The organism is Pseudoalteromonas sp. SG43-3, assembly GCF_014164385.1.
Taxonomy (GTDB): domain Bacteria; phylum Pseudomonadota; class Gammaproteobacteria; order Enterobacterales; family Alteromonadaceae; genus Pseudoalteromonas; species Pseudoalteromonas distincta.
Genome location: NZ_JACJFC010000013.1, coordinates 1 through 13,792, shown reverse-complemented (window position 1 = coordinate 13,792; position 13,792 = coordinate 1). Strand labels below are relative to the sequence as shown.

9 protein-coding genes are annotated in these 13,792 nt (G+C 39.4%); 4 read left to right on the top strand and 5 right to left on the bottom strand.

Annotation, left to right across the window (positions count from 1 at the left end):
• Window positions 1–81: 81 nt before the first annotated feature.
• Both H5157_RS12940 and H5157_RS12935 read right to left on the bottom strand, forming a co-directional pair.
• Complete coding sequence (locus H5157_RS12940) at window positions 82–1,482, bottom strand: M20/M25/M40 family metallo-hydrolase (protein WP_182724814.1); 1,401 nt, start codon at window positions 1,480–1,482, stop codon at window positions 82–84.
• 180 nt (window positions 1,483–1,662) lie between these two features.
• Entirely contained in the window at window positions 1,663–3,741 is a 2,079-nt protein-coding gene (locus H5157_RS12935; protein ID WP_182724813.1) for a TonB-dependent siderophore receptor, read from the bottom strand.
• A 189-nt stretch (window positions 3,742–3,930) separates the two neighbouring features.
• On the opposite strand from H5157_RS12935, the gene dbpA reads away from it, so the two are divergent.
• Window positions 3,931–5,319: an ATP-dependent RNA helicase DbpA gene (gene dbpA / locus H5157_RS12930; protein ID WP_002960948.1), complete on the top strand. Its 1,389-nt coding sequence runs from the start codon at window positions 3,931–3,933 to the stop codon at window positions 5,317–5,319.
• 22 nt (window positions 5,320–5,341) lie between these two features.
• Here dbpA and H5157_RS12925 read toward each other — a convergent pair whose 3' ends face one another.
• Window positions 5,342–5,914 carry a DNA-J related domain-containing protein gene (locus H5157_RS12925; protein WP_182716693.1) on the bottom strand — a complete coding sequence of 191 codons (573 nt, stop codon included), beginning with the start codon at window positions 5,912–5,914 and terminating at the stop codon, window positions 5,342–5,344.
• A gap of 76 nt (window positions 5,915–5,990) precedes the next feature.
• Here H5157_RS12925 and H5157_RS12920 point away from each other — a divergent pair, with 76 nt between their 5' ends.
• Window positions 5,991–8,810 carry an ATP-binding protein gene (locus H5157_RS12920; protein WP_002960946.1) on the top strand — a complete coding sequence of 940 codons (2,820 nt, stop codon included), beginning with the start codon at window positions 5,991–5,993 and terminating at the stop codon, window positions 8,808–8,810.
• 63 nt (window positions 8,811–8,873) lie between these two features.
• Here the strand turns inward: H5157_RS12920 and rho are convergent, their stop codons facing one another.
• Window positions 8,874–10,133 (bottom strand): transcription termination factor Rho, encoded by a 1,260-nt coding sequence (gene rho / locus H5157_RS12915; RefSeq protein WP_002960945.1) that lies wholly within the window; start codon window positions 10,131–10,133, stop codon window positions 8,874–8,876.
• Between the two features lie 186 nt (window positions 10,134–10,319).
• Window positions 10,320–10,646 carry a thioredoxin TrxA gene (gene trxA, locus H5157_RS12910; protein ID WP_002960942.1) on the bottom strand — a complete coding sequence of 109 codons (327 nt, stop codon included), beginning with the start codon at window positions 10,644–10,646 and terminating at the stop codon, window positions 10,320–10,322.
• A 91-nt stretch (window positions 10,647–10,737) separates the two neighbouring features.
• Here trxA and rhlB point away from each other — a divergent pair, with 91 nt between their 5' ends.
• Window positions 10,738–12,015, top strand: coding sequence for an ATP-dependent RNA helicase RhlB (gene rhlB / locus H5157_RS12905; protein WP_002960940.1), 1,278 nt, complete (start codon window positions 10,738–10,740; stop codon window positions 12,013–12,015).
• A 43-nt stretch (window positions 12,016–12,058) separates the two neighbouring features.
• Window positions 12,059–13,552 (top strand): guanosine-5'-triphosphate,3'-diphosphate diphosphatase, encoded by a 1,494-nt coding sequence (gene gppA / locus H5157_RS12900; RefSeq protein WP_182724812.1) that lies wholly within the window; start codon window positions 12,059–12,061, stop codon window positions 13,550–13,552.
• Window positions 13,553–13,792 lie beyond the last annotated feature (240 nt).

The following is a 13,792-nucleotide window of genomic DNA, read 5'->3' as shown; positions in this document are numbered from 1 at the left end:
ACGCTCCTTGTTTAATTACCTAAAGGTAAAACAAGAAGCGTGTTAGTTAAAGCCACAAACTGTAAGTAAGTATGTATGTTATTACTTATTTTGAGCTTTAGGCTTAATTGTTGTTTTTGCATCAGCAGCCATTAGAGCAAATACAGCGTATGCAGCGGTATTTTGACGCAGCTTAGCAGGTGTTACTTTATCAAGCGTATCGTCAGCTGTATGGTGGTAATCAAAGTAATCTGTTCCATCTTGAGCAAGTTCAAAAATAGGTGCTGAGGTTGCTGCTTTAAGTGGAATTAGATCAGGGCCACCATTCGCTTGGTTTTTACCAATATGCTCAATATTTAACGGCGCAAGTTCTTTTGCAATAGCACGCACTACAGGAAGTGACTCTGCGCTTACGTTCGATTCAAAAGCATATACAACATCGGCGCCAAAATCAGACTCAGCAGCTGCAACAATATTGCTTAGCTCGTTTTTATGCTCTGCAAAATAAGCTTTTGCACCCCAAAGGCCTAGCTCTTCGGCTGCAAAAAGTACCACACGAATACTGCGCTTAGGACGCTTTACATCGCTAATATGTTTAGCGGCTGCCATTGTTAGCGCAACGCCTGCGCCGTCATCTAGTGCGCCAGTCCCTAAGTCCCAAGAATCTAAATGCCCGCCAATTAATACATATTGCTCAGGGTTTTCGGTACCATTAAATTGGCCAATAACGTTATAACCTGTGCCTTCACCAAGGCTTTCGGTTTGCACATTAATATTTACCGATACGTCTTTATCTAAAGCAATGAGTCGTGCTATTTGATCGGCATCTGGGTTAGCAATGGTTACATTAGGTATTTTTGTAACACCTTCTTTGTAGTAACTACCGCCAGTGTGTGCAAAACGATGATGACCAGTACTTACCGAGCGCATCATGTAGGCAACAGCGCCTTTTTTAGACGCTTCTATAGCGCCTGTGCCACGTGCTTTTACAGCAGGTCCGTAACCATTCCCATCTATATCGCGGTTCATGCGGTAATTAATATACGCAATTTTACCTTTTAGGCTATTTGCAGGTGCTGCAATTAACTCATCAAGTGTTTCGAATAAGACTACTGGCGCTGTGATCCCATCTTTAGGCGTGCTTATACTGTTACCTAATGCAGTTAAATGTAGAGGTTGCTCGCTTGGTGTTAGTATTTTTCCGCTTTCGCTATAACGGCGCCATTCAGGAAAAGTCGCTTCTTCAAGCCATACTTTATCAAAACCAAGCTCATTAAATTTAGCTTTAGCCCATGCCACTGCTTTTTTATCATTTTCAGTACCAGGTAAGCGAGGTCCTACTTCAGTTGTTAATGACTCTAGTAATTTATAGCTTAGATCACTATTTAGTGCAGAGGTGCGCACTTCATTGACTTGTTGTAATTGCTTTTGGGTAAATTCGGCGTTGTTAGCGTTTGCAGCCATACTGCTAGTAAGCAGCAGTGTGGTAATTAATTTTTTCATTTGGGTAAGCCTTTTTAATAATTAGCGCTATTAGAACATGTAACAAACATGATAAAAAATAGATGAGATGAATAGGCGTTGTAATAGGTTTAATGCTGTTAGGTATAAAAGTTTAGATATAAAAAAGCCCGCGTAAATGTACGCGGGCTATCTTTTAACACTGTTATTTAAGGCATTTATTTAAAAGCTAAATTGCGCTGCTAAACGAAGATTTGTGCCCTCGCCAACAGTTACATTACTCGTGCCGCCACCACCTAAATAGCTTTTATCAAATAAGTTTTCGATGTTAAGACGTAAATTAATATCGGTATTGCTTAAGTTAAACTTATAAGTGGCGCCAACATCAACACGTGTATATGCATCTTTAGTAATTGTATTATCGCTATCTGCAAAGCGCTCGCCTTCGTAAAAAGCGCCAGCGTTAATGGCAATGGCGTCGTTTAATTCATAACGAGTCCAAAGTGATGCCGACCATTTTGGTGCATCGGTAGGGCGTTTACCTTCCAATACTTCATCGCGTTCAAAGTTAGCATCTAGATACATAGTTGATGCCATAACAAATAAGCGGTCGGTAGCAGCACCTTGTGCGCTTACTTCAACACCTTTATGGCGTTGTTCACCCACTTGGTTTGTTTCACTTGTGAATGAGCCAATAGGCGTCTCAAGCTGTTCGCTAACAAGTGTGCCTTCTTTACTAATATCAAAAATTGCACCTGTAAGCAGTAAACGGTCATCAAATAATTGCCATTTAATACCAATCTCTCTTTGCTCTGAGGTAATGGCATCTAGCTTCATGCCATTATTTACATCGGTTTCATCAACCAGAGTTTCACTACCTTGAGGCTCAAAACCTTCTGAGTAACTTGCATATATAGTTGCCGAAGTATTTGGATGATAAAGCACACCTACCTTTGGTACAAATGACTCGTTATCTGCACCTTCTCGTGTTTGTTTGTCGTAACGGCCACCTAGCGATAATTGCCATTGTGGTGAGAACGAAATTAAGTCCTGAACGTAAATACCGTAATAGTCGTATTCAGTTTCGCTTACTGTATCATCTGTCTTATAACTTACAGATGGGCGTGATGGTTCTGCTTGTCCTGCAGAAAAATCAAAGTAGTCAGCAGAAGTACGGCGTTGCCCGTAGTAGTAATCTAGCGAGTTTGCGCCAATTAAAAACTGATGCTGTAAGCTACCTGTTTTAAATTCACCAATAAAATCAATAAATGCAGTTTTAAATTGCCAATCGTCAAAACGGTCGTAAGGACGAGATTCATAGCTGTCACCTTCAGCAAAGCTACTAGGCATGCGAGGTGCTGACTCAAAGCGTTGACGTTCAAACGTTTGTTCGTTATAGCCAAGTTTTACTTGCCAGTTATCGGTTAAAAATACTTCTAGGTCTACACCTAGGTTTTCTACGGTAATATCGGTAAACGCCCAAGACATATCACGGATTGTTTTATCGCTACCAATTACATTAGCATTATCGTCTATCCATGCGCCAGTATCTAAACCTGCTTCGTCATCTGTGCGGTCGTAATGCACACGTACTAATGCGTTATCGCTAATATCGTAATCAACAATTAAAGCACCTAAAAAGCGGTCGCGTTCACGATTTTCACCGTTTTGGTACTCACGCCAGTAGTCAACGTCTTGCTTTACTAAAATCCCGCGAGCACGTAAATCTTCCGATTCAGTCAAGGCACCTGCAGCATCAACCATAAAGCGGGTTGAGCCATGCTGATCTACATCGGCACTGGCATTAAATAGTGTTTGTGCTGTAGGTTTTTTAGTTACCATGTTAACCAAGCCACCCGGGCCTGACTGACCATATAAAATACTTGATGGGCCTTTAATTACTTCAACTTGCTGCAAAATTTCGATTGGTTGCTGATAGTGCGACCAATGCTGATGACCGTCGCGTAAATAACCTGTCGATGAGCTCAGCTCAAAGCCGCGTAAGTTAAATACCTCACGATTTCGTTGTTGTGAGCCTGCAGTTAAGCTTGCGTCATTTGTGAGTACTTCGCCAAGTGTAGTGGCAAGCTGTTCGCTAATAATAGTGTCGGTTATTACAGTGACAGATTGTGCAGTTTCAAGTAATGAAGCTGATGTTCTCATTGCGCCATTAGCGTTATCTACTTTGTAATCGTTAAAGTAGCTACCCTTTACTTCTATGCGTTCAAGGTCGGTAGTGTTTGCATATGTGCTTGTCGTAATGCTTGCTAATAGAGCTATGTAAATAGAATTCAGTTTCATTAATTGCTTCCAGCGCAGGTATGTAAAAAACAATCGCGATCTTAATGCAAACTACTATCATTTTCAACACCTTTCATTAACATGTTTTATAATGTGTTTGTTAATGGTTGCCAATTACGAATTCTGCTATTATAAGCTGCATATTAGTGGGGCTTTCTCCCATGTTATTTTATTGCTATGGAACTTACTGTGACTTCAACTGCTTTTTCATCTTTGGCTTTACCGGCTGGACTCGTTGATAACTTATCAACCCTTGGCTATGCCCACATGACACCTGTACAAGCGCAAAGTTTGCCGCCTGTACTTGCTGGTAAAGACATCATTGCTCAGGCAAAAACCGGTTCAGGTAAAACTGCTGCGTTTAGCTTGGGTGTGTTAGCTAAATTAAACGTAAAACGCTTTCGTATTCAATCTTTAGTCTTGTGCCCAACTCGTGAACTTGCCGAGCAGGTTGCAGTTGAAATGCGTAAATTAGCGCGCGGCATTCATAACATTAAAATATTGACGTTATGTGGTGGTGTTTCAATTGGCCCGCAAATAGGTTCACTTGAACATGGTGCGCATATTATTGTTGGCACGCCAGGGCGTGTTGATGACCATATTCGTAAAGGTACTCTACGTTTAGATGATGTGGAAACATTGGTGCTTGATGAAGCCGATCAAATGCTTGATATGGGTTTTCAAGACACATTAGATGCAATTATTGAGCGTATTCCACAAAATCGTCAAACATTGTTATTTAGTGCTACTTTCCCAAGAGCTATTGAAGCAATTGCTAAGCGTGTACTTAAAAATCCAGAAATGGTTAAAGTAGAAGAAGAGCAAGCCAAAAGCACAATTAAGCAGTACTTCTACAAAATGGATAACAATAAGCAGCGCTATCCAACGCTTAAGTTATTACTTCTTAAATTTACACCACAAAGCTGTGTTGTATTTTGTAATACCAAAGTAGAAACTCAACAAGTGTGTGATGATTTAGCTGACGAAGGCTTCAGCGCTGTTGCATTGCACGGTGATTTAGAGCAACGCGATCGTGAACGTACGCTAATTCACTTTTCAAATAAAAGTGCTTCAATACTTGTTGCAACCGATGTTGCTGCACGAGGTTTAGATATTGATGACATGGATATGGTTATTAACTACCATTTAGCACATGACACGCAAACACATGTTCACCGTGTTGGCCGAACTGGTCGTGCTGGTAAAAAGGGCATTGCTTGTTCTATTTATGGTGAAGCTGAAGCGTTTAAAATTGCACAAATTGGCGATCATTACGAGCGTGATATTACTCCAGAGCAAATGCCGCCGTTTAATTTATTAGATAAACCGCCGTACCGCCCTGAAATGGTTACTTTGATGATTGATTCAGGTAAAAAGCAAAAAGTCCGCGCTGGGGATATTTTAGGTGCTTTAACAGGTAAGGATGGGGTTGCAGGTCGTCAAGTAGGTAAAATTAACGTACTTGATAACGTAGCATTTGTTGCTGTTGAACGTAACTCATCAAAACCAGCACTTCGCAAACTAACCGAAGGCAACATTAAAGGGCGTAAAATACGCGCTCGTCGCCTTACTCGTTAATTTAAACCGCTAAATTAACAAATTAGCGAGCAGCTACCTTTAGCTGCTCGTATTGTAATTTTATTTTTTTAAACTTAACTTCACAACCATTTGGTTTATCTGGGTGCATCTGTAATGCAAGTTGTCTCCAGCGCTTTTGAATGTTTTTAAGAGTGAAATTTTCGGGTAACTTCCATTCTAAAGCCAACGCTTTAAATTCATTGTCATTTAATACTTGTTGTGGTGATGTCGTTTTAAACTGACGCCAAAAACTATTCAAAAGCTCATCAATTTTCTCTTCATCGGTATCGTAATTACGCCAATCTAAATAATAATCTCGCAAATTTTCGTTCGTTGTTACTAAACTATTATCTTCTTTTTCTAAAAGCTCGATATGCAGAGTTGAAATGAGTAAACTTTGAGGGCGTAATTGTGCCTGCAGTTGGTACAATGCATTCATAATTAAAAAGTTACGTTTAAATAAATCACGTTCAGGGCTTTTATCGAGTGTTGTTATTGCGCTGCGGTTTGTCAGTTCTGCTGCTAAAGTATGAACTTGCCAAACCTGCCTTGTTAATATCAGCTCAAAAATCTCATCAATCAGTGGGTTAAGCATTGTTTAGGCCCTAGTAGTTAGTGTATCTTCAATAAAGATTACACTGATATAAGTAACGGTTTGAAGGATTAAAATTATGCTGGGCAAGTTTAAATGCCTCTTATTTACTATATGCTGTGTACTAATAGCTCCTAGCTATGCCCAAAATAGTGATTCGTTATTTGAGCAATTCAAAAACGAAGTGCAGTGGGAGCCTAAATTACAATTAGCAAATACGTTACTTGCTAATAAAAACGTTTCTAAAAAAGAGCGTGTCGCTGTTTATTCGGCATTAGGTAATAGTGCGTTATCGGCTGATAATTTTAAAGAATCTTTACACTATTTTAAATTATTAGAAAAAAACACTTCAGATACTTTCTTTCCTGACGAGCACTTTCGTGCAATAAAAATGCAAGGTGTAGCACTTTTTTATCAAGGCTTATTTCAAAAGGCCATAAGTGAATATACCCGCACCCTAGTATTAGCTGAAAAAAATGAACAACTACTTGAACAAGCAAATTTACTAAATAATATTGGTTTGGCTTATTTTAATATGAATAAGCTAGGCGATACCCTAGAGTTTTACTTAAAGGCAAAAGCTATTTACGAAGCGCACGGTAGTGAGCAAGATCAAACCGACATATTACTTAATATAGCAGGCGTTTATATACGCTTATCACGCTACGATAGTGCATTTAGTCTTTATCAAGATGTACTTAAAGTTTATCAGCGGTTAGATGATAAAAGTGGTATTGCGCAGGTATACAACAATATGGGTGTTGCTCATATGGAGAGTAATCAATTTGACTTAGCACTTCATTATTACCAGCTAGCGCTGCGTTATTATATTTCAGCCAATGATTACAATAAGTTATCTACGCAATATACCAACTTGGCAAATACTAATTTAGTGTTAAAAAAAGTAGATGAAGCGTACGAGCAAGCTAAATTAGGTGAGTACTATGCGCTTAAAATAGGTAACCATAATTTAGAGCTTAATGCGCTACATGCGCTTGGTAAAATTCAGTTTGTTAAAGGCAACTTAGAAGAGGCGAAAATAAGTTTAGATAGAGCTATTTCACTTGCCCACGAATATGGCAGTGAGCGAATAATTAGGGAGGGTTTAGGGACTAAAGCACTACTTGAAGCCAGTAAAGGCGATTATTCAAGCGCAATGGCCTTGCAACAAGAATATATTAGTGAGCTACGAAAGCTCAGAAGTACAGCAATTATAAATGCATTAGCGGTACTTCAGCATCAATTTAAAGCAACACAATTAAACCAAGAAATAGAAAAACTTAAACAAGATCGACGTGTGCAAGAGCTAAAAATGTCGCAGCGTTCTCAGCTTACTTTATTCTCTTTTTTACTATTACTTTTGGTTGTTGTAACTGGTATTGCGCTTTACCGCCGTGGCGCAGAAAAACGCGCTAAGCAGCAGTTAACAGAGCAAGTTACGCAGCGCACTGCCGAGTTACAGGCAATAGCACAGGAGCTAAGAGAAGCTAACGATGTTAAAAGCCAGTTTTTGGCCAATATTAGCCACGAAATCCGCACTCCACTAACGGCTATTTTAGGGCAAACAGATGCTTTAATTAATGAATTATATGAGCCTGAGTCACTTAAAGATGAATTAAGAGTAATTCAGCGCCATAGCGACCATTTAAAAAGCTTAATAAACGACGTGCTCGATTTAAGTAAAATTGAAGCTAATAGGTTAGAGTTAAATATTTCGTGCTTTGATATTGTAGAGCTTGTAAATGACGTACATGCAATGTTTATCACTCAAGCAAAAGCAAAAAATTTACGCCTCATTTTAGACAATCAAGTGGGTAATGAGTTTTACACTAAGCTGGATTTAATACGCGTAAAACAAATTCTTATAAATTTATGTGCTAATGCTATTAAGTTTACTCACGCTGGCCAAATCATTATTGCTTTAAATAAGAGTGAACAAGGGCTAGTGATTATTGTAAAAGATACCGGTATTGGTATGAGCTCTAAACAGTTAAAGCTTATTTTTGAATGCTTTAGCCAAGCTGATAACAGTATTAGCCGTCGCTTTGGGGGGACAGGGTTAGGCCTTAGCTTATCGCAACAATTAGCCGCGATGATGGGCGGTTATATCAGTGTACAAAGCGAATACAAAAAGGGCAGTCAGTTTTCGTTCTTTTTACCGTGCGCAGAAGTAAATAAATCGCAAAGCCTGATTGAAACTCAAAGTGCTCCAAAGGTAAATAAGCAATTGGCAGGGCGTGTTGTACTAGCAGAAGATCACCCTGATAATCGAAGGTTAATAAGCCGCTATTTACGTTCAATGGGGCTAGAGGTTATTGCCGTTGAAAACGGTGAGCAAGCGGTAGAGCAGTGCTTAAAAGAGTATCCTGATTTAGTGCTACTCGATATTCAAATGCCTGTGATGGATGGGCGTTCTGCTTTTCAGCTATTAAAACAGTGTGGTTTTGAGCGGCCTATTTTTGCTTTAACTGCAAATGCTATGAGTCATGAAGTGGATGGCTATTTAGAGTTAGGGTTTAGTGGTTACTTAGGTAAACCGATAGATAAAGAGTCATTTTATAAAGCGCTTTCCAGCCACCTACATAATGCAGAAGATCAGCCAATTACAAAGCAAAATGAAGTTGATATGAGCGATCTTGTCATTAGTTTTAAGCAAAGCTTTGCTTTGGAGAGTGAAACGATTACTCAGCATTTCATAAGTGAAGATTTAGCCGCGCTACAAAAAGATAGTCATCGCATTTTAGGAGCGGCGCAAATGTTTGGTTTAGATGAAATTGCGCAATCGGCTCAAAGTTTAGATAGAGCCCTTTTACGCAGGACCCAAAAAAGTAGTGCGAATGACTTTAAAGCGCTCGTTGATACGCTGCAGAGTGTACTTAAAAAATATAACGAAAGTTAAACTGTGTTTAATCCAGACATAAAAAAAGCGCCTTAGGCGCTTTTTTTATTCAGCTAAAACGCTTTATTGGCGTCTCATCGAATCAAAAAATTCATCATTGGTTTTGCTCATCGATAGTTTATCGATTAAGAATTCCATTGCATCAATTTCTGACATGTCATGAACAATTTTACGTAAAATCCAAAGCTTTTGAAGCTCATCTGGTTTTGTTAGTAATTCTTCACGACGAGTGCCTGAACGATTAAAGTCGATAGCAGGGAATACACGTCTTTCCGCAATTTTACGGTTAAGGTGAAGTTCCATGTTACCAGTACCTTTAAACTCTTCGTAGATAACTTCATCCATTTTAGAGCCGGTATCGATAAGCGCTGTAGCTATAATAGTTAAGCTACCACCTTCCTCAACGTTACGTGCAGCACCAAAGAAGCGCTTAGGTTTATGTAATGCGTTAGCGTCAACACCACCAGTAAGTACTTTACCTGATGAAGGAATAACGGTGTTATAAGCACGTGCTAAACGAGTGATTGAATCCAATAAGATAACAACATCTTTTTTATGTTCAACTAGGCGTTTTGCTTTTTCGATAACCATTTCGGCAACTTGTACGTGACGAGAAGCTGGCTCATCGAACGTTGATGCAATAACTTCACCTTTAACTAGGCGTTGCATCTCAGTTACTTCTTCCGGACGTTCATCAATAAGTAAAACCATTAATGTTACATCAGGGTGATTATGCGTAATTGATTGTGCAATGTTTTGAAGTAGCATTGTTTTACCCGCTTTTGGCGGAGCTACTAACAAGCCACGTTGGCCGCGGCCAATAGGAGATGCTAAATCAAGTACACGGGCTGTAATATCTTCTTTACTGCCGTTACCACGTTCCATGCGAAAACGTTCGTTTGCATGTAGTGGAGTAAGGTTTTCAAAAAGAATTTTAGTTCGAGAGTTTTCAGGTTTATCAAAGTTAACTTCATTTACTTTGAGTAAAGCAAAGTAACGTTCACCGTCTTTAGGTGGACGAATAAGGCCTGAAATTGAATCGCCAGTACGCATGCTGAAACGGCGAATTTGGCTAGGTGAAACATAAATGTCATCTGGCCCAGCTAAGTAAGAGGCTTCTGATGATCTTAAGAAGCCGAAACCATCTTGTAAAATCTCTAATACACCGCCGCCGAAGATATTCTCTCCGCCTTTGGCATGGGATTTAAGAATGGCAAAAATGATATCTTGCTTTCTTAAGCGGGCTACGTTTTCGAGCCCCATGGACTCAGCTAAGTCTACAAGCTCTTTAATCGACTTGTCTTTTAATTCGCGTAAATGCATATTGGTGGGTTCTTTATTACAGTTGTCATACTCAAAATCGCTTTGATCGTTGAGTGAGGTTTGTTGAATATAACTAAGGATTAGTTGGCTTTATAAACTAGCAGTTCACTGGCAAAGCGTCCAGTCTTTATACAAAATAAATTTAAAAAAGGGCAAAAAAGCCCTTTTTATTGTTCTAGCTTACCGTTAGATGTTGTTTTCTAAAAACTCGATAAGTTGAGTTTTTGAAAGAGCACCTACTTTCGTTGCAGCTACTTGGCCATCTTTAAAAAGAAGTAAAGTAGGGATACCACGAATACCAAACTTTGGCGGTGTGCCAGCATTTTGGTCAATATTTAATTTAGCAACAGTCACACGGCTGTCGTATTCATCAGCAACTTCGTGAAGAATAGGGGCGATCATTTTACAAGGTCCACACCATTCAGCCCAGAAATCTACTAGTACTGGTTTGTCTGATTGTAATACGTCAGCTTCAAAGCTATCGTCAGTAATTTGGATTATTTTCTCGCTCATTGCGCTCTCCGATTTAGTTAGGCGAAATATTTAGTGCGTATTTAAACACTCTTGTTTCTTATTGCAAGTTTAAACGTTATGCTTAAACGCTATGACTAAGACACATTTAACCGATAAAAAGTTTTCAGACTTTGCTATCGCACCGGAAGTGGTTGCCGGTTTAACCGAGAATGGGTTTGAATATTGCACACCTATTCAAGCAAAATGCCTACCTTTTATTTGTGATGGACGCGATATCGCGGGCCAAGCTCAAACGGGTACAGGCAAAACGTTGGCGTTTTTAACCGCCACGTGCCATCGGTTATTACAATCTAGCAAAGCACCTAGTAAACATCCAAGAGCCCTGATCATGGCCCCTACTCGGGAGCTTGCGATTCAGATACACAAAGATGCTAAAATTTTAGCGCCGCACTGTAATCTTAACTTAGGTTTAGTATATGGTGGCGAAGATTACGAAAAACAACGTGCACAACTAGAAAAAGGCGTTGATATTTTAATTGGTACTACAGGTCGCCTAATTGATCTGTATAAGCAAGGCTGTTACACCCTTAATGAAATTGAGGTAGTCGTGCTGGACGAAGCCGATCGTATGTTCGATTTAGGTTTTATCAAAGATATTCGCTATATGTTCGATCGTATGCCAGATACATCAAAGCGTTTAAACTTATTATTTTCTGCCACATTATCGTACCGCGTACAAGAATTAGCTTTTGAGCACATGACAAACCCAGAGCATGTTCAAATTGAACCTGACGTTAAAACGGGTAAACGTATTCAAGAAGAGCTATTTCATCCTTCGCAAGAAGATAAAATTAAGCTGTTGTTAACCTTAATTGAAGAAGAATGGCCAGAGAAAGCAATCGTGTTTGCAAATACCAAACATAGTTGTGAAACAGTATATGCTTGGCTTAAATCAGACGGTCATCGTGTAGGTATGCTTACTGGTGATGTTAACCAGAAAAAACGCCAAACTATATTAGCGCAATTTAGCAAAGGTGATTTAGACTTTTTAGTTGCGACCGATGTTGCAGCGCGTGGTCTTCATATTCCAGAAGTAAGTCATGTGTTTAACTTTGATTTACCTGACGATTGTGAAGATTATGTTCACCGTATTGGCCGTACTGGCCGCGCTGGTGCATCAGGCCACGCAATTAGTTTTGCATGTGAGCAATATGCATACAACCTGCATGAAATTGAAGAATATATAGAGCACAGCATTCCTTTATCACATTATGATAAAACAGCATTGCTAGATGATTTAACTCAGCCTATTATTCAAAGAAAGCGCAACTATTCAACAGGTCCACGTAACCGTAGTAATAACAGCGGACGTCGCCCAAATAATAGTTACCAAAAAGGACGGTCGTAAGCGACCGTTTGTATAAGTAGTAGTAACTAGAGGTTTTTGAACGGTGGGGCAACTTAAACCGCAAAAAAATGTGTACGCAGTTATTGATTTGGGCTCAAATAGCTTTCATATGCTTATTGCCAAATCAATTGCTGGCGGTCTACAAACAATTGGACGTGTTAAACGCAAAGTCCGATTAGCCGCAGGGCTTGATAAAGGAAACGTATTAAGCACAGAAGCAATGCAGCGAGGCTGGGAATGCCTTGCCCTTTTTGCTGAGCGTCTACAAGATATCCCAGACAAAAACATCACCATAGTAGCAACAGCTACCTTACGCTTAGCAACTAACGCCGACGTATTTAAAAATCATGCCGAAAAAATTCTAGGTCATAACATTAATGTTATCAGCGGAGAATTAGAAGCGCGCACAATTTATAAAGGTGTTGCCCATACTTCATCTTGTACTGGCAAACAGCTTGTTATTGATATTGGTGGTGCAAGTACAGAAGTTGTAATTGGTAAAGCATTTGATGCCCTACATTACAAAAGCCTCAATATGGGGTGTGTTACCTATCTTGAACGCTATTTTAAAGATTGCCAACTAAGTAAGAGTAACTTTAACGCAGCAATAAAAGCGGCTCGTACAGTCATTGATGAAATTTCTCCAGAGTATAAAGCAGCTGGATGGGAAATTGCATCTGGAGCTTCTGGTACAGTACAAGCAATTCAAGAAATTATGGTCGCGCAAAATCTTGACGACTTACTTACACTTGAAAAGCTCAACACCATAAAAGATCAAGCAATTGCATTTAGCACTATTGCAGCGCTAGACCTTCCTGGGTTAAGTGAAGACCGTCGACTGGTATTTGTATCAGGACTTGCAATCTTAATCGCACTATTTGAATCTCTTGAAATAGAAAAAATGGGATTGGCGGGTGGAGCACTGCGTGAAGGTGTTTTATATAGCATGGTTCCGGAGTTTCATAATAACGACATTCGCAAACGCACTGTTGATGGGTTTATGAGCCGTTATCATGTTGATCAAAAACAAGCGTGTCGAGTTTCAAGCTTGGCAATGCAGTTAGCGCTGAGTATTGATAAAGATTGGCCAATTGAAAGCTTAAATGGGTTACCACTATTAAAAGCGGTAGCGCAGCTTCATGAGATTGGATTACTAATAGAGTATAAGCAGTACCATAAACATACCGCTTATATTTTGGAAAATACCGATATGCCTGGTTTTTCACAGTCAGAGCATAAATTAATAGTAGCGGTAGCAGATGCACATCGATCTGATTTTCCAAAAGGTTGTTTTAATTCACTCGGCGTAAATAGTCTATTAGCACAATATATAGTGAGATTACTACGAATAGCAGTCATTTTATCAATGCGCAGACAAGATGATGTACTGCCTAAGTTTAAGTTAACTGCTAAAAATGAAGTGTTAGACCTTAAGTTTGAAAGTAACTGGTTAAAAGATCATCCATTAATGGCCAGCGAGCTGCAACAAGAGTCTAAACAGCAAGGAAAACTTGGCTGGAAGCTCATAGTAAACTAATTAAAAAGGCCCATCAGGGCCTTTTTAGTGTTTAAAGTAACCATTTCGATGTAAATATGTGCGAACCGCATATTATTTCAAGTTTTCTTCAAAAAAGGGTTGATCTGTTTTCGGATCTCCCTATAATGCGACCCCACTGAGACGGGAAACGCTGAAGCATAGCAAGGCACGAACTACTCAGAGAGTTAAATAAAACTTCGGTTTTAAATTGTCGAAAGAAAGTTTAAAACAAAGTGTTGA